This is a genomic window from Bacillus cereus group sp. BfR-BA-01523, assembly GCF_022662615.1.
Classification (GTDB): Bacteria; Bacillota; Bacilli; order Bacillales; family Bacillaceae_G; genus Bacillus_A; species Bacillus_A mycoides.
Map to the genome: position 1 here is coordinate 69,422 of NZ_JAKUDX010000011.1, position 17,608 is coordinate 87,029.

A 17,608-nucleotide genomic window follows, 5' to 3' on the forward strand; every position below is an offset into this window, starting at 1 on the left:
CAATTTTTTTTATGGCACGATTGTCGGAAAATGTCGGTAAGTCGATATATTATAAAAATCGCCGATATATTTGGAGTTATGATCGATATATTATAAAAATCGCTGATATATTTGGAGTTACGGTCGATATATTGCGAAAATCGCTGATATATTTTCTGGCATCTTGCATCTTTCTCTCGAATGTAGTACATTAATTTTAGTTTAACAAAACGAAAGACGATGATAAGGAAAAGTAGTATATACTATAATCCAAAGCGAGTCAGGGACGGTGAGAGCCTGATGAGGCGGTATATGTGAAGAACACCTTGGAGTTGCTAACCGAAATTGAAACTTGTATTCAAGAGTAGACTTAGACGGGAATCCGGCCTGTTACAAACCGGGAAGTATGTATTACATACGAGTTAAAGTTGGTCTTTATGACAAATTGGGTGGTACCGCGAAGTTTAACCTTTCGTCCCTTTATGGATGAAAGGTTTTTTTGTATTTAAATATATGAGTAAAGGAGAATTTTACTATGGAAAACACATTAGTAAAAAGTCTGTATAGAGATACAGATAAATACGCAGATCAAACAGTACAAGTATCGGGTTGGATTCGTAACTTACGTGATTCAAAAGCATTTGGTTTCATCGAATTAAACGACGGTAGTTTCTTCAAAGGTGTTCAAATCGTTTTCGATACAGAATTAGAGAACTTCAAAGAAATTGCAAAGCTTCCACTAAGCTCTTCAGTTAAAGTAGAAGGTAAAGTAATTGCAACGCCTGGAGCGAAGCAACCATTTGAAATTAAAGCAGAAAAAATTGATATCGAGGGCTTATCAGACTCTGATTACCCACTTCAAAAGAAGCGTCATACGTTTGAATATTTACGTACAATCGCTCACTTACGTCCAAGAACAAATGCATTCTCTGCAACGTTCCGTGTGCGTTCTATCGCAGCATTTGCGATTCACCAATTCTTCCAAGAGCGTGGATTCGTACATGTTCACACACCAATTATTACTGGTAGTGATACAGAAGGTGCAGGCGAAATGTTCCGCGTAACAACGCAAGATTTAAACAACGTACCAAAAGGTGAAGACGGACAAGTTGACGAGTCAAAAGACTTCTTCGGCAAAGAAACAAACTTAACAGTAAGTGGACAGCTGAATGCTGAAGCTTATGCATTAGCGTTCCGTGATGTGTACACATTCGGACCTACATTCCGTGCAGAAAACTCAAACACAACTCGCCACGCAGCTGAGTTCTGGATGGTTGAGCCTGAGATTGCATTCGCTGAGTTAGGCGATGTAATGGATCTTACAGAAGATATGCTGAAATATGCAATGAAATACGTACTAGAGCATGCACCAGAAGAAATGGACTTCTTCAACAGCTTCGTTGATAAAACAGTTCTAGAGCGCATGAACAACGTAATCAACTCTGACTTCGGTCGCATCACTTATACAGAAGCAATTAAAGTACTTCAAGAATCAGGTGCTGAATTCAAATACCCAGTAGAATGGGGTATTGACTTACAAACAGAGCACGAAAGATACTTATCAGAAGAAATCTTCAAACGCCCTGTATTCGTAACTGACTATCCGAAAGACATTAAAGCATTCTACATGCGTATGAACGAAGATGGTAAAACAGTAGCAGCTACTGACCTTCTAGTTCCTGGCATCGGCGAATTAATCGGCGGTAGCCAACGTGAAGAAAGAATGGACGTTTTAGTAGACAGAATTAAAGAATTAGGTATGAACGAAGAGGACTACTGGTGGTACTTAGAACTTAGAAAATACGGCGGTACAAAACACGCTGGATTCGGTCTAGGTTTCGAGCGCTTCCTAATGTACATCACTGGCATGGCTAACATCCGTGACGTAATTCCATTCCCAAGAACTCCAGGTTCTTCTGAGTTTTAAGATATGAAAAAGCGAGAGGATTTCCTCTCGCTTTTTATTTTGAATAGTTTACCCCGCATTAACGGGCAGTAAGACCCCCACCTCAAAATTCAGCGAAAGCAAAGAAGTTAGGTGGGGGTCAACTGTCCGTAAAAGCCCGATTGGTTCAACTAATAATCAGTGGGGGATGAACAAAACCCCCACTGATTAAAGTTTCACTTTATTACCCCATAGCAAAAAGTAACGCGAAGGGGTGAATATAAATGAGTAAAAAAGTGAAAAAAGATCATTCAAGATCAAGCCTAGGTTCTCCAGAAGTAGAAGGACAAGGAACGACGACACATGAAACAGGTTCTCATAAAGTATCTTCATCAAATAAGAAGCTGAAACGAAGCTAACATAAAAAAAGGAGAGTCTTGGCGGCTCTCCTTTTTTTATGTATTACATCTTATTATCATTAATCTCTTTTGTAATTTTATCTACATCTTTGTCTAATCGATCTAAATAGAAAAACCACAGTAAGCTCATGAGAACGTAATAGATGGCCATAACACAAAGATTATCAGATATATTTTCGAATGTGGATTTGGAAGTGAAAAAAGCTCCCCAAATGATAGAGATTGTAAGGTAAGAAAGAGGGAACACGAGGTGTACTAAAATATATAATATCTTTTTAACTTTAACAGAGTTCATATGAATTACCTCCTTATTTAAACAATCCTCTTTTTCTAATCATAAATTCAAGTTCCTCACAGAAGTGTTGTAGCTTTACTGGATTATGTATTAATAAGCGGGCAACGTGTTTCACGCTAAATCTTCGAATCCGAAAGTTTAATAAGAAAGATCGGCCATAGCGCTCTATTAAATCGTTGAACACTGGTTGTTCACTTAGTAGCTGAATGTTTTCTCTAATTTCGAACTGTCTTTCGTGTGGATCACCTAGTAAAATATCTAGAATCATTTGTAGAAGTAGTCATAGGAACTCATATGTTTGAAAAATATGTATATTTTAATTATAACAAAAATACATAGGTGATAGTAGAGTGGACTAAAGCGAAACAAAAAACAGGAGTTTGTAGGCTCCTGTTTTTGTCGATACTATTTTAATAAGCGAAACGCCTTCTCTGTATTAGCAAAATGCACTTTCACAAATTCAGGTAGTCTTTCTTTACCGACTTTTTGAATTAATTTAGCAGCGGCAATATCAACTTGTTTACCAGCACCTTTCGGAAGTTGCATACCAGCTTTTTTGCTTAGTTCGTCAAATTGTTTTACGAATGAGTAACGAGCTAAAATGGAAGCGGCGGCTACTGCTAAATGGACACTTTCACCTTTTGTAGCGAAGTAAACATTTTCACGCTGTACCTGTTTTTGTTTCGCTAAATATTTATAGTATGTATCAGGCTGTGTAAATTGGTCGATTAAGATACCCTCAGGTGTTGTAGGTGCAATTTTAGCCAATAAGTTTGTGATGGCTTTGTTATGTAGTAAAGCTTTTAGTTTACCTTGGTTGTTTCCTTTATCAAATAGCTCGTTATATTTTTCATTATGAAGAACGAGGGAGCTGTAAGGAACAACGTGAAGGAGTTGTTTTGCAATCTCAGCAATTTGAGCATCATTTAAGTTTTTGGAGTCTTTTACACCGAGTTCTTTTAAAAGTGGAATTTGCTTCGCATCCACATATACAGCAACAACTGTCATCGGTCCAAAGAAATCTCCAGTACCTACTTCATCGGACCCTAAAATCGACATTGTACCAATAGAAGAAGGTGGTGCATATTGATGCGAATTGACCGATTTTTTTACAGCGGATTTTGGTGTTTGAGAGACAGTTTGCCAACGAGAAGCCTCTGCTTCAGCACGTCCACCTTGAAACATTACTTTCCCTGATTTATAGGCTGTAATTGTGCAAGATGGAACCTTTGCCATAAAGATACCGCCTTGCGGAATTTTGGGGCTAAGTGCTTGTTTGTATTGTTGTTTCATGTCTTCAATTACTGTAGAACTTGTTTGTATTACGATAGAATTTGACAAAATGGTCGCTCCTTTTTTATGTTGTTATTTTTATCATATCGGATTGTTCTTTCTGTTTCCATATTATGATGGTTCATGGTATGATAAACTTTAGGATTCTGTACGTGATTGGAGGCCGGTGAGTTGTCACAACAAAAGGGAAATAAAAGTCGAATTAATGTAGAAATATATGGCCAACAGTATTCAGTTGTTGGCGATGAAAGTACAAGTCATATCCGCATGGTAGCAGCGATTGTGGATGATAAAATGCGCGAACTCAATGCCAAGAATCCTTCGCTTGATACGAGTAGACTAGCGGTATTGACGGCGGTAAACGTCATACACGATTACATAAAATTAAAAGAAGAACATGAGAAGTTGAAAGAAAGTATGACACAAAAAGGAATGGAATAAACATGATTGATATTATTATCATTTTATTGCTTGTTATGGGATTTTTCCTCGGTTTACGCAGAGGATTTATTTTGCAACTTGTAAAGTTAACAAGCTTTATTATCGCATACCTCGTTGCATACTGGTACTGTAAAGATTTAGCGCCAACGCTTGCGAAATTTATTCCGTATCCATTCGATAAGAATGTATCTGTTCCAGAATGGATAGATGCGAATAATATTGAGGGTGTCTTCTATCAAGCAATTGCGTTTATTGTATTATTTATTATTACAAAAATCGCACTTTCACTACTTGGTAATTTACTGAATATGTTTGCAGAAATCCCAGTTTTAAAGCAAGTCAATGCGGTTGCTGGGGCACTTCTTGGCTTTTTAGAAGTGTATATCATTCTGTTTGTCTTAATTATTGTTGGAACAATTCTTCCAATTGAACAAATACAAACACCATTACAAAAATCATCAATTAGCAAAATAATTGTAGACGATACACCGATTCTTTCTGAAAAGGTGAAGGAACTATGGCAGACAGGTAGCAGAGTGTAACTTCTCTTTTTTCGGAAAGAGAAGTTTTTTTCTATGAAAGAAAGGCGGGGAAATGATGAAAGTGAATAAAAAACAAGTTATCAAATTACTAGAGACAATCGGCCTATTTATGGAACTAAAGGGCGCGAATCCATTTAAAATATCTGCATTCCGTAAAGCGGCGGCAGCACTAGAAAGTGATGACCGTAGTCTTTCTGAAATTGAAGATTTCACAAAGATTCCAGGTATCGGAAAAGGAACAGCAGCAGTTATTCAAGAATATATAGAATCGGGAACATCTGAAGTACTACAAGAACTTGAAAAAGAAGTACCAAGCAGTTTATTACCACTATTAAAACTACCAGGCCTTGGTGGTAAGAAGGTGGCCAAGTTATACAAAGAACTTGGTGTTGTTGATATGGAAACGTTAAAAGCTGTTTGTGAAGAAAATAAAGTACAAGCTTTAGCTGGATTCGGTAAGAAAACAGAAGAGAAAATATTAGAAGCAATTGATCAAGTAGGCTCTCGTCCAGAGCGTTTACCAATTGCGATGGTATTGCCTATTGCCGGGGAAATAGAGGAGAAATTGTCGAATGTTGCTGAAATAATTCGTTTCTCACGCGCTGGTAGTTTACGCCGTGTTCGTGAGACAGTGAAGGACTTAGATTTCATCATTGCAACGACAGAGCCAGCAGTAGTGCGTGAACATTTACTACAATTTGATAATATGATTGAAGTGATTGCAAGTGGAGATACGAAAGTATCTGTTCGTCTTCAATATGAATATGATATTTCAATTGACTTCCGCTTAGTAAAACCAGAAGAATTTATTACAACTCTTCACCATTTCACAGGATCAAAAGACCATAACGTAAAAATGCGCCAAATTGCGAAAGATAGAGGCGAGAAAATTAGTGAATACGGTGTGGAAATCTTAGAGACAGGTGAAGTGAAAACATTCGAAACAGAAGAAGCATTCTTCGCCCACTTTGGCCTTCCATTCATCCCACCAGAAGTGCGTGAAGATGGAAAAGAAATTGAATTAATTAAAGAGTATCCGAACTTAATTCAGTTCTCTGATATACAGGGTGATTTACATATGCATACAACGTGGAGTGACGGTGCTTTTTCAATTGAAGAAATGGTGCAAGCGTGCCGCGCTCGTGGATATAAATTTATGGCAATTACTGATCACTCGCAATACTTGAAAGTAGCAAACGGTTTAACGAAAGAGCGTCTTCGTGAACAAGCGAAAGAAATTGAACGTATGAATGAAAAGTATCCAGACATTACAATTTTGCGCGGGATTGAAATGGACATTTTACCAGATGCGACACTTGATTTTGACGATGAAGTATTAGCAGAACTAGATTATGTCATTGGCGCCATTCACTCTAGCTTCTCACAAGACCGTGAAACGATTATGAAGCGTCTTCGCACTGCACTTGAGAATAAGCATGTCACAATGATTGCTCATCCGACAGGACGTCTTCTTGGGCGCCGTGAGGGTTACGATGTAGATACAGATTTATTAATCCAGCTCGCAGAAGAAACAAATACAGTTTTAGAATTAAATGCAAATCCAAACCGTCTAGATTTAAGCGCGAAATTACTAAAACAAGCACAAGATGCTGGTGTAAAAGTAGCGATTAATACGGATGCCCATACACTTGAAATGTTAGAAGATATGGAAACAGGTGTAGCAGCAGCGCGTAAAGGTTGGATTCAAAAAGATAACGTGATTAACACATGGGATATTGAACGTTTATTAGACTATATTAAACGTAATAAGTAATACAGGGGGGACCTGCAACATGTTAGAACGAACGTTGCGTGTATTAGAATACAATAAAGTAAAAGAACAATTACTTGAACATACAGCATCTTCACTTGGTCGTGATAAAGTGAAGAATTTAGTGCCAAGCACAGATTTTGAAGAAATTGTGGAATTGCAAGAAACAACGGATGAGGCAGCGAAAGTCATCCGTTTAAAAGGACATGTACCACTTGGAGGGATTTCTGATATTCGTGCAAATATTAAGCGTGCGAAAATTGGAAGTATGTTAAGTCCTCATGAATTAATTGAAATCGCAAGTACGATGTACGGTAGTCGCCAAATGAAACGTTTCATTGACGATATGATTGACAACGGTGTTGAGCTTCCAATTTTAGAAACACATGTCGCACAAATTGTGTCTTTATATGATTTAGAAAAGAAGATTACAAATTGTATTGGTGACGGCGGTGAAGTAGTCGATAGCGCAAGTGACAAATTGCGTGGTATTCGTAATCAAATTCGTACTGCGGAAAGCCGTATTCGTGAGAAATTAGAAAACATGACGCGTTCTTCAAACGCGCAAAAAATGTTATCAGATGCAATTGTAACGATTCGTAACGAACGCTACGTAATCCCGGTAAAACAAGAATACCGCGGTGTATATGGTGGTATTGTTCACGATCAATCTGCTTCTGGACAAACATTATTTATCGAACCGCAAGTAATCGTGGAATTAAATAACGCACTTCAAGAAGCACGTGTGAAAGAAAAACAAGAAGTAGAACGCATTTTAATGATGTTAACGGAAGAAGTAGCAGTGGAAGCTGATATTGTTTTATCAAACGTAGAAGTAGTTGCAAATCTTGATTTTATTTTTGCGAAAGCTCTTTATGCGAAGCGAATTAAAGCGACGAAGCCAATCGTAAATAATGAACGCTACATGGATTTAAAACAAGCACGCCATCCGCTTATTGATCCGGAAATTATCGTGCCAAATAACATTATGCTTGGTAAAGACTTTACAACAATCGTTATTACAGGACCGAATACAGGTGGTAAAACAGTTACACTTAAAACAGTCGGTATTTGTGTCTTAATGGCGCAATCTGGTCTTCATATCCCAGTAATGGATGAATCAGAGATATGTGTATTTAAAAACATCTTTGCTGATATCGGTGATGAGCAATCGATTGAACAAAATTTAAGTACATTCTCTTCTCATATGGTAAACATTGTAGATATTTTAGAAAAAGCTGATTTTGAAAGTTTAGTCCTATTTGATGAATTAGGTGCTGGGACAGATCCGCAAGAAGGGGCTGCACTAGCGATTTCTATTTTAGATGAAGTATGTAACCGTGGTGCTCGCGTTGTTGCAACGACGCATTACCCAGAATTAAAAGCATATGGATACAATCGTGAGCAAGTTATTAATGCGAGCGTTGAGTTCGATGTGAATACATTAAGCCCAACGTACAAATTATTAATCGGTGTACCAGGACGTAGTAACGCCTTTGAAATTTCGAAGCGTCTTGGTTTGTCTGATCGCGTTATTGATCGCGCTCGTAACCATATTAGTACAGATACGAACAAAATCGAAAATATGATTGCAAAGCTAGAAGAAAGCCAAAAAAATGCAGAGCGCGAACGAAAAGAAGCGGAAGAGCATCGTAAGCAATCTGAAAAACTTCATCGTGAATTACAACGTCAAATTATTGAATTTAACGATGAGCGCGATGAAAAATTATTAAAAGCGCAAAAAGAAGGGGAAGAAAAAGTCGAAGCTGCAAAGCAAGAAGCAGAAGGCATTATTCAAGAACTTCGTCAATTGCGTAAAGCACAGCTTATAAACGTGAAAGACCATGAGCTTATTGAAGCGAAGAGCCGTCTAGAAGGTGCGGCGCCAGAGCTTGTGAAGAAACAAAAAGTAAACGTGAAAAACACAGCGCCAAAACAACAGTTACGATCAGGTGATGAAGTAAAAGTGTTAACGTTCGGTCAAAAAGGTCAATTGCTTGAAAAAGTAAGTGATACAGAGTGGAGCGTACAAATTGGTATTCTGAAGATGAAAGTGAAAGAATCCAATATGGAATACATTAATACACCGAAGCAAACTGAGAAAAAAGCAGTCGCAAGTGTGAAGGGTAGAGATTATCACGTGTCGTTAGAGCTAGACCTTCGCGGCGAACGTTATGAAGATGCAATGATGCGCGTTGAAAAATATTTAGACGATGCACAGCTTGCAAGCTATCCTCGTGTATCAATTATTCACGGTAAAGGAACAGGAGCGCTTCGCCAAGGTGTACAAGATTACTTGAAGAAACATCGCGGTGTGAAAACCTACCGCTACGGTGACATGGGCGAGGGAGGCCTAGGCGTAACAGTTGTCGAATTAAAATAGCAAACAACCAAACAAAAGGGGAAACCATTATATGTTTATGGACAAACTTGCAAAAGTATTGTTAGCTTGTTGCGGAATATTTTTGGTAATTGGGGTTATTTATTTAGTTGTTTTTGCGAAGTAAAGGAGCGTCAATCTTGGCATAATGATATTGCCATGGATTGACGCTTTTAATCTATAAGAAAAGGAACAAAACATGAAAATCAACCAATACATAAGCGAAGCAAAATCCTGCTCAAGACGTGAAACAGACCGTCTCATTAAAGCAGGACGTGCCTGTATTAACGGTGAAGTATGTACGCACGGTGCACTCGTTAATGAAGGTGATATTGTAACAATTGATGGGCAAGTTATTGTAAAAGAAGAGAAAGAAAAGGTGTATATTGCCTTCCATAAACCAGTCGGAATTACTTGTACAGCAGCCGAACATATTGAAGATAATATTATTGATTATATCGATTATCCAGAACGAATCTTTCCTGTTGGACGATTAGATAAAGCATCGGAAGGACTCATCTTATTAACGAATGACGGTGCGATTGCGAATCAAATTTTGCACGGTGATCATGAGCATGAGAAAGAATATGTTGTCGCTGTTGATAAGCCGTTTACAGATTGGTTTATTGATGAGATGTCCAGCGGTGTAAAGATTAAAGATGGAATGACGAAGCCATGTAAAGTGACGAGAGTTAATCAGTCTACATTCCGCATCGTTTTAACGCAAGGAATGAATAGGCAAATTCGTAGAATGAGTCGTGCTTTCGGATTTACTGTAACAAAGCTAAAGCGAGTACGCATTATGAATATAGAGCTAAATGAGCTTGAAGCTGGAAAATGGCGAGACATTACACCTAAGGAATTAGAAATATTAATAGGGCAGTTATAGGGAGGAAAGTTTTCTCCCTATATTTTTTTGTCAGAAAAAATAAAACTATTGATTTTTTAAAAAATAGCCCATATAATAAAAAACAACAAGTTTCGACAACATATTTTATAAAAGTAATGATGAGGACATGAGTTGTTTTTGACGATTCTCAGAGAGGGAAGCCTTAGGCTGTGAGCTTCCTAATACGGAAAGACAAACTTACCACCTCTAAACTTCAAGAGTGAACTGCAGATGCATTGTAATTCTTGGCGGATAAAACCGTTATCAATTTACACGAGCTATAAAATGAGCTTATTTCGTTATAAATTCATTTTATTAGAATAAGGGTGGAACCACGATTTCAACACTCGTCCCTTTGTTAGGGACGGGTGTTTTTTGCGTTCTTTTACGGGGAAGTATGCTTGAAAGAGGATATGTGACGGATTTTAATTCGGAATATTTTGTCAATGAAATAATTAGGAGGTAGTAGAAATGAAGTCATCTTTAAAGTTTTCTGAGATGTTTGCAATAAGCTTAATGTTATTTGCACTGTTTTTCGGTGCCGGTAATATGATTTTCCCACCAGCGTTAGGGCAAGGTGCTGGAACAGATGTATGGATCGCGTTATTTGGCTTTATCGTAACAGGTGTAGGACTGCCTTTATTAGGAGTTATTGTTATAGCTCTAAAGGGAGATATTAATGAATTAGCAGGACGTGTACATCCTCTATTCGCGCTAATTTTCATTACTGCAATTTATTTATGTTTAGGCGTATTTGTTAGTGTGCCACGTACAGGGACTGTTGCTTATGAAATGAGTGTTGCACCGTTTTTACCAAGTGAGATAGCTGGTCAATCGTATCCACTTGTTATCTTTACATTTATTTTCTTTGCGGTTACTTTCTATTTAGCATTAAACCCATCGAAATTAGTGGGGCGCATTGGTAAAGTGTTAACTCCAATTTTATTAGCTGTTATTGCAATTATTGTAGCGAAAGCAATTATGACTCCAATGGGAGAGTTTGGTGCCCCTACAGAAGCGTATAGTGCCCCGCTCTTTAAAGGTTTTATTGATGGATATTTAACTTTAGATGGACTTGCAGCACTTGTTTTCGGAAATGTTGTGATCAATGCTTTAAAAGCAAAAGGCATTACAAATAAGAACAGTATTGCAAAAGTAACAATCTTTGCAGGATTTATTGCAGCACTTGGCTTACTTCTTGTTTATTTAGCACTTGCTTACCTTGGAGCTTCTAGTGTTTCACTTGGAATGGGAGCAAACGGCGGAATTATTTTAACAAACGTCGTGAATCATTTATTTGGTAGCTACGGAACATTATTACTAGGTATCGCAATTACAGCAGCATGCTTAACAACTTCTGTCGGTATTGTTGCAGCTTGTGGAGAATATTTTTCTTCGTTATTACCAAAGCTTTCTTATCAAAAAGTCATTTTCATTTTCTCTTTATTAGCATTTATGGTAGCAAATCTTGGTTTAACTCAGTTAAACGCATTAGCATTACCAATCTTAATTGCAATTTACCCAATTGGTATCGTACTGATCGTATTATCACTTGTTGAAAACTATATTCGTCTTCCATTAGCTATGTATGTAGGCGGTATTGTAGGCGCATTTGCAATTAGCTTCTTTGATGGATTGCATAATGCCAATCTTCAAGTAGCGGCCCTTGCTCCTATTTTAGATAAAATTCCATTATATAGTGTAGGGATTGGTTGGTTAGTTCCGGGTATCATTGGAATTGCAATTGGATATGTAGTTTCTTTATTTCAAAAGCAAGAAATTGCTGTAGAAAAATAAGGGAAAGAGGCTTTCTTTAAAAGAAAGCCTCTTTTTTTGTAGAAAAATTATATATAGAAGAATTCAGATATTAAAAATTTTATACGTAATATAGTTGACAAAAAAATTACCAGTAGGCTAAGATTGACTTAGTTGTGGAAATATTGGAAGGGAAGAGGTTTTCTATGACTATATCATTTTTGTAAGAAGAGGTGATAAAACGATAGAATTAGGCGGTTTATTTTTTTTGAAATTCGTTGAGAATGATAATCAATAAAATGATGAAAGAGTTTTATGTTTATTCTTATAGGAAAAATTGGTGGGATTATTTTTTTGTCTATCAATGAGAATGATAATCAATATATTTCTAACTACATAGTGTTACTCGTTATAAAATAGAGATAGAAAGATTATTTTTTTTCTTATATATTGAGAATAATTATCATTTTCAAAAAAGAAAAACAAGGAGGCAGTAAGGTAAATGAGAAAGTTTTCGGTATTACCCGCTTTTATTATGACATTCGTATGTATGCTAGCTTTTCTCGTAGTGCCATTCGGACAAGCTTCGGCAAATGTAGCTGACGGTACTTACGATATTAACTATGTCATACAAAAAGCAGAAAATGATTCAGCTTCAATGGCAAATGATTATTTTGAAAAACCAGCTAAGTTAATTGTAAAAAATGGTGAGATGAGAGTACAAATTCCTATGAATCATAGTGCTTGGATTACAGAATTTAAAGCACCAGAGAACGGGAACTTTGTTGATGCAAAAGTTGTTAGTAAAGATGAATCTGCAGATAAAAGAACTGTAGAGTTTAAAATAGACGACTTATCTAAACCAGCAGCTGTAAAAATTCATGTTGTTGTACCGAACGTAAATTATGACCATAACTACACAATTCGCTTTGCGTTTGATGCAAATGTAAAAGCAGTAGGTGGAGAGAATAAGGCAACTGCTGCAACAAAAAATGAAGATCAAACTCAAAAAAATACACAAGTAAAAGAAGAAGTGAAGAAAGAAGAGAGCAAAGAAACAAACAAAGATGTAAATAAAGGAACAAATGAAAGTGGGAAAGCTGAAAAAACAGATAACCCAAAAACAAGTGATGAAGCACGTATCGGATTATTTGCAGCATTACTTCTTATTTCAGGTGTTTTCTTAGTTCGTAAAGTGGAGTTAGGTAAATAAATCTTTGGAAGGGCGATGAATATATGTTTAAACAATTTAAAATGATTATTGCCGTATTTGCTGTCTTACTTACGTTTATAGCAACACTAGGGTTACAAGATGCAAAAGCTGCTACAAAATTAGCTGATGGAAAATATAATATTGCTTTTACTGTATGGAAAGGCGATAAAGATGAATCATCTAGAATGAATAGTTATTTTGAAAGTCCGGCAACATTAACAGTTAAAGATGGAAAACAATATGTTTCATTCAAAGTGAAAGATAGTACTTCTATTAAAAGTTTACAAGTAGAAAAAAATGGTCAATTCGTAGAAGCTACTGTGTTAAGTGAAAATACAAAAGAGAATACTAGAGTTGTAGAATTTGAAGGTGCTGACTTGTCAAAAAAACTAAATGGCAAGGTGAAAATTAATATCCCAATTATTAATTATAACGCTTCGTATGATATTCGTTTTGTATTTGATGGGAACAGCATTAAATAATTGGAAATTTTTTAAAAAGGAGAGTCATTCTATTGAACAGGTATCTTAAAATTGTTGTTGCGATGTTTTTAATGGTATTTACATTCGCATCAACATTACAACCCCTTGCAGTTCAAGCTGCTAGTCAACTAGCTGACGGTGAATACTCAATCGGTTTCAAAGTTCTTAAAGACACATCAGATGAAGAATCTATGATGAATCAATACTCTGTAAGTCCAGGAACTTTAAAAGTGAAGAATGGGAAAAAGAAAGTATCCTTTACGTTAGAACATAGTTCATGGATTACAAAGTTTGAAACGGAAAAAAGTGGTCAGTTTGTTGCGACAAATGTAATTAGTGAAGATCAAGAAAAAGATACAAGAGTCGTAGAATTCGATGTGGACGATGTAGAGAAGGTATTAAATGCGAAAGTAAAAGTAGACATTGATTTTTTAAATTATCATCATGACTATGATGTGCGTATTGCATTTGATCAAAATAGTATTACACCGATTCATGTAGAACAACCAAATGAAAAAGAGGACCCAGCTAATAAGCCAGATCCAAATGAAAATCCGGATCCGAGTCAGAAGCCCGACCAAAAGCCTGACCCAGATCAACAACCAAATTCTAACACAATTAAAGATGGAGAGTACAGCATTCCATTTAAAGTGTTAAAAGATCAAACAGATGAAGAATCTAAGATGAATACTTACATGGTAAATCCAGGGGTATTAAAAGTAGAAAACGGTAAGAAAAAAGCAATTGTAACGTTAAAAAATAGCTCATTAATTAAAAATTTCCAAACGGAAAAAGATGGCGCATTTGCTGATGCAAAAGTAGTGAGTGAAGATAAAGAAAAAGATACAAGAGTAGTAGAATTTGAAGTAGACGATTTATCTAAAAAACTAAATACAAAAGTATTTATTGAAGTGGCATCACAAGGTTACAAGCAAACACATAATGTACAACTTTTATTTGAACAAGGTAAACTTGAACAAATTAAAAATGAAGAGAAACAACCGGAAGTAGAAAAACCAGATACTGAAACAATTAAAGATGGTGAGTACAGCGTTCCGTTTAAAGTGTTAAAAGATCAAACAGATGAAGAATCTAAGATGAATACTTACATGGTAAATCCAGGGGTATTAAAAGTAGAAAATGGTAAGAAAAAAGCAATTGTAACACTAAAAAGTAGCTCATTAATTAAAAATTTCCAAACGGAAAAAGATGGTGCTTTTGTTGATGCAAAAGTAGTGAATGAAGATAAAGAAAAAGATACAAGAGTAGTAGAGTTTGAAGTAAACGATTTATCTAAAAAACTAAATACAAAAGTATTTATCGAAATGGCATCAAGAAACTATAAGCAAACACATGATGTGCAACTTTTATTTGAACAAGATAAGCTTGAACAAATTAAAAATGAAGAGAAACCAGAAGTAGAGAAACCAGAAGTAGAGAAACCAGAAGTAGAGAAACCAGAAGTAGAGAAACCAGAAGTAGAGAAACCAGAAGTAGAAAAACCAGAAGTAGAGAAACCAGAAGTAGAGAAGCCAGAAGTAGAGAAACCGGAAGTAGAAAAACCAGATGCTGAAACAATTAAAGATGGTGAATACAGTATCAATTTCAAAGCTTTAAAAGATCAAACAGAAGAAATTTCAATGATGAACACGTATACAAAGAGTCCAGGCGTGTTAAAAGTGAAAGATGGTAAAAAATATGTATCATTCACATTAACGAATAGCGCTTGGATTACAAAGTTTGAATTTGATAAAAAGGGTTCGTTTGTTGATGCGAGTGTATTGAGTGAAGATACGAAAGCTGATACGCGTGTAGTGGAAGTGGAAGTAGCAGATTTATCGGAAAAATTGAACGCAAAAGTAAAAGTCGATATCGATTCAATGAATTATCATCATTTCTATGATATTCAATTTGCATTTGATAAAGATAGCATTAAACCGTTAGATAACCAAGGCGGAAACGACAACCAAGGTGGAAACGACAACCAAGGCGGAAACGACAACCAAGGCGGAAACGACAACCAAGGCGGAAACGACAACCAAGGCGGAAATGATAACCAAGGTGGAAACAACAACCAAGGTGGAAACGACAACCAAGGTGGAAACAACAACCAAGGCAATAATACAACAATTGATCCAAACGCTCTTAAAGACGGTGAATACAGCATTGGCTTTAAAGTATTAAAAGATCAAACAGATGAAATATCAATGATGAATACATACACAAAAAGCCCAGGTGTATTGAAAGTAAAAGATGGTAAGAAATATGTATCGTTTACATTAACAAATAGTACATGGATTACAAAGTTTGATTTTGAGAAGAATGGCTCGTTCGTTAATGCAAAAGTATTAAGTGAAAATAAAGAGCAAAATACAAGAGTAGTAGAAGTAGAAGTAAATGATTTGTCTAAAAAATTAAATGCAAAAGTAAAAGTAGATATTGATTCAATGAATTATCACCATTTCTACGATGTTCAATTTGTATTTGATCAAGATAGTATCAAAGCTTTAGGGAACCAAGGTGGAAACGACAACCAAGGCGGAAACGACAACCAAGGCGGAAACGATAACCAAGGTGGAAACGATAACCAAGGCGGAAATGACAATCAAGGTGGAAATAATACACCCAAAGTAATAGTTGATCCGAAAAATTTAGTAGATGGTCAATATGATATTACATTTAAAGTGTTAAAAGACAAAACAGAAGAACTTTCAAAGATGCATGACTATACTGTAAATCCAGCAAAATTAATCGTTAAAGATGGTAAAAAGTACATTGAGATGACACTGAAAAATAGTGCGTGGATTACGAAATTCCAAACAGAAAACAATAGTCTTTTTGCTGATGCAAAAGTAGTAAGTGAAGATAAAAATGCAAATACGCGAGTAGTACAATTTGAAGTAGAAGATTTATTTAAAAAATTAAATGCAAAAGTGAAAGTAGACATTGATGAGATGAACTACCACCACTTCTACGATGTCCAAATTCAATTTGATACAAATAATATTGGTGCGTTAGGGACGATTAAAGAGGATCCAAAAAAAGATCCGAAAAATGATCCGAACAATCCAGTGATTACACCGAAAGTAGATAATGTAAAAAAAGTAGATAATCCTGATTTTAACCGAAATGCAGATGATAAGAAGAAAAAAGAAGATCAAAAAAATGATTCAAAAAAAGAGAAAAACTCAAAAACGGCAGATACAGCACAACTAGGTTTATACATGGTGCTATTGCTTGGGTCACTTGCTTTACTAGTTCGTAAATATAGAGCAGGAAGATTGTAATTTTTGGAGTCTTGATGCATGTTCGCATGCATCAAGACTTGTTTCATATTGTTTGGAAAGGAGTGGTGATTGAGAGTGAAGAAAATTGCTAGTGTACTAATGGCTATCATTCTATTAGTGAGTGTAGCTGGATGCTCGGCGCCCAAAAAAGAAGCAGCAAAACAGGTAAAGAGTGAGAGTAAAGAGAGAATTGTTGCAACGACAGTTGCTGTTACTGAAATTATGGATGCGTTAGAAGTAGATTTAATTGGTGTACCAACAAGTACTAAAGATTTACCAAAGAGATATAAAGGTTTACCTGAAGTTGGGAATCCGATGAGTCCTGATATGGAAAAGGTAAAATCATTAAAGCCGTCAGAAGTATTATCCGTGACAACACTTGAATATGAATTAAAGCCAGTTTTTGATGGTGTAGGCATGAAAGCAAACTTTTTAGATCTAACAAGTTTAAAAAATATGCAAAATTCCATTAGTAATTTAGGTAAGCAATATGGACGTGAAAAGCAGGCTGAAGCAGTTGTAACTAAGTTAGATAACAAGGTTGCAGAGATTCAAAAAGCAGTAAAGGGAAAGAAAGAACCGACAGTGCTTATTTTATTAGGTGTACCGGGGAGTTATTTAGTAGCAACAGAGCATTCTTACATTGGAGATTTAGTGAAACAATTAGGTGGTAAAAACATTGTACAAGGTGAACAAGTAGAGTATTTAGCTTCTAATACAGAGTATTTAAAAAAAGCTGATCCAGACATTATTTTACGAGCGGCACATGGTATGCCTGATGAAGTTGTAAAAATGTTTGATAAAGAATTTAAAACAAATGATATTTGGAAACACTTCGCTGCAGTTAAAAATAATCGTGTTTACGATTTAGAAGAGCGTTTATTTGGAACGACAGGAAATTTAGCAGCGACTGAAGCGCTAGATGAATTGAAAAAAATGATGTATCCGTGATGCATTTTAATATAAAGGAAGATTAG

The 17,608-nt window shown here is 36.0% G+C and carries 15 protein-coding genes and 2 other annotated features; of the genes, 12 read left to right on the top strand and 3 right to left on the bottom strand.

Features of this window, described 5'->3' with window-relative positions; translation table 11 throughout:
- Positions 1-210: 210 nt before the first annotated feature.
- Positions 211-462, top strand: a binding site (T-box leader).
- A 52-nt stretch (positions 463-514) separates the two neighbouring features.
- Complete coding sequence (asnS, locus tag MR066_RS21950) at positions 515-1,906, top strand: asparagine--tRNA ligase (protein WP_002034242.1); 1,392 nt, start codon at positions 515-517, stop codon at positions 1,904-1,906.
- Positions 1,907-2,148: 242 nt separating this feature from the next.
- On the top strand, positions 2,149-2,283 hold the full coding sequence (locus MR066_RS21955; protein WP_242248511.1) for a YuzL family protein: 135 nt from the start codon (positions 2,149-2,151) through the stop codon (positions 2,281-2,283).
- Between the two features lie 43 nt (positions 2,284-2,326).
- Here the strand turns inward: MR066_RS21955 and MR066_RS21960 are convergent, their stop codons facing one another.
- The 3 genes from MR066_RS21960 to rnhC form a co-directional block, all read right to left on the bottom strand.
- A complete protein-coding gene (locus MR066_RS21960) occupies positions 2,327-2,578 on the bottom strand; it encodes a hypothetical protein (RefSeq protein WP_002143326.1) in 252 nt (83 codons plus the stop codon).
- A 13-nt stretch (positions 2,579-2,591) separates the two neighbouring features.
- On the bottom strand, positions 2,592-2,846 hold the full coding sequence (locus MR066_RS21965; protein WP_242248513.1) for a hypothetical protein: 255 nt from the start codon (positions 2,844-2,846) through the stop codon (positions 2,592-2,594).
- Positions 2,847-2,983: 137 nt separating this feature from the next.
- Complete coding sequence (gene rnhC, locus MR066_RS21970; RefSeq protein ID WP_242248514.1) at positions 2,984-3,919, bottom strand: ribonuclease HIII; 936 nt, start codon at positions 3,917-3,919, stop codon at positions 2,984-2,986.
- A gap of 123 nt (positions 3,920-4,042) precedes the next feature.
- Here rnhC and zapA point away from each other — a divergent pair, with 123 nt between their 5' ends.
- The 10 genes from zapA to isdE all read left to right on the top strand — a co-directional run bounded on the left by zapA (position 4,043) and on the right by isdE (position 17,582).
- Positions 4,043-4,312, top strand: a complete 270-nt coding sequence (gene zapA / locus MR066_RS21975) for a cell division protein ZapA (protein ID WP_002088902.1) — start codon at positions 4,043-4,045, stop codon at positions 4,310-4,312.
- Between the two features lie 2 nt (positions 4,313-4,314).
- Positions 4,315-4,854, top strand: a complete 540-nt coding sequence (locus MR066_RS21980; RefSeq protein ID WP_002034246.1) for a CvpA family protein — start codon at positions 4,315-4,317, stop codon at positions 4,852-4,854.
- Positions 4,855-4,909: 55 nt separating this feature from the next.
- Positions 4,910-6,628: a DNA polymerase/3'-5' exonuclease PolX gene (gene polX / locus MR066_RS21985; protein ID WP_242248515.1), complete on the top strand. Its 1,719-nt coding sequence runs from the start codon at positions 4,910-4,912 to the stop codon at positions 6,626-6,628.
- Between the two features lie 19 nt (positions 6,629-6,647).
- A complete protein-coding gene (locus MR066_RS21990) occupies positions 6,648-9,008 on the top strand; it encodes an endonuclease MutS2 (protein ID WP_012261787.1) in 2,361 nt (786 codons plus the stop codon).
- A 196-nt stretch (positions 9,009-9,204) separates the two neighbouring features.
- Entirely contained in the window at positions 9,205-9,894 is a 690-nt protein-coding gene (locus MR066_RS21995) for a 23S rRNA pseudouridine(2604) synthase RluF (RefSeq protein WP_012261786.1), read from the top strand.
- A 107-nt stretch (positions 9,895-10,001) separates the two neighbouring features.
- Positions 10,002-10,252, top strand: a binding site (T-box leader).
- Positions 10,253-10,365: 113 nt separating this feature from the next.
- Positions 10,366-11,691 (top strand): branched-chain amino acid transport system II carrier protein BrnQ6, encoded by a 1,326-nt coding sequence (gene brnQ6 / locus MR066_RS22000; protein ID WP_012261785.1) that lies wholly within the window; start codon positions 10,366-10,368, stop codon positions 11,689-11,691.
- A gap of 460 nt (positions 11,692-12,151) precedes the next feature.
- Positions 12,152-12,862 carry a heme uptake protein IsdC gene (isdC, locus tag MR066_RS22005; protein ID WP_242248516.1) on the top strand — a complete coding sequence of 237 codons (711 nt, stop codon included), beginning with the start codon at positions 12,152-12,154 and terminating at the stop codon, positions 12,860-12,862.
- Positions 12,863-12,885: 23 nt separating this feature from the next.
- Positions 12,886-13,344: an NEAT domain-containing protein gene (locus tag MR066_RS22010; protein WP_242248517.1), complete on the top strand. Its 459-nt coding sequence runs from the start codon at positions 12,886-12,888 to the stop codon at positions 13,342-13,344.
- A gap of 32 nt (positions 13,345-13,376) precedes the next feature.
- Positions 13,377-16,631, top strand: coding sequence for an NEAT domain-containing protein (locus MR066_RS22015; protein WP_242248518.1), 3,255 nt, complete (start codon positions 13,377-13,379; stop codon positions 16,629-16,631).
- A 69-nt stretch (positions 16,632-16,700) separates the two neighbouring features.
- Positions 16,701-17,582: a heme ABC transporter substrate-binding protein IsdE gene (gene isdE, locus MR066_RS22020; protein WP_002088892.1), complete on the top strand. Its 882-nt coding sequence runs from the start codon at positions 16,701-16,703 to the stop codon at positions 17,580-17,582.
- Positions 17,583-17,608 lie beyond the last annotated feature (26 nt).

Coding starts and splice junctions, on each gene's coding strand:
- brnQ6 (WP_012261785.1), top strand. CDS start 10,366: ATGAAGTCATCTTTAAAGTTTTCTGAGATGTTTGCAATAAGCTTAATG.
- MR066_RS21960 (WP_002143326.1), bottom strand. CDS start 2,578: ATGAACTCTGTTAAAGTTAAAAAGATATTATATATTTTAGTACACCTC.
- MR066_RS21955 (WP_242248511.1), top strand. CDS start 2,149: ATGAGTAAAAAAGTGAAAAAAGATCATTCAAGATCAAGCCTAGGTTCT.
- asnS (WP_002034242.1), top strand. CDS start 515: ATGGAAAACACATTAGTAAAAAGTCTGTATAGAGATACAGATAAATAC.
- MR066_RS21965 (WP_242248513.1), bottom strand. CDS start 2,846: ATGATTCTAGATATTTTACTAGGTGATCCACACGAAAGACAGTTCGAA.
- MR066_RS21990 (WP_012261787.1), top strand. CDS start 6,648: ATGTTAGAACGAACGTTGCGTGTATTAGAATACAATAAAGTAAAAGAA.
- isdC (WP_242248516.1), top strand. CDS start 12,152: ATGAGAAAGTTTTCGGTATTACCCGCTTTTATTATGACATTCGTATGT.
- MR066_RS21980 (WP_002034246.1), top strand. CDS start 4,315: ATGATTGATATTATTATCATTTTATTGCTTGTTATGGGATTTTTCCTC.
- MR066_RS21995 (WP_012261786.1), top strand. CDS start 9,205: ATGAAAATCAACCAATACATAAGCGAAGCAAAATCCTGCTCAAGACGT.
- MR066_RS22010 (WP_242248517.1), top strand. CDS start 12,886: ATGTTTAAACAATTTAAAATGATTATTGCCGTATTTGCTGTCTTACTT.
- polX (WP_242248515.1), top strand. CDS start 4,910: ATGAAAGTGAATAAAAAACAAGTTATCAAATTACTAGAGACAATCGGC.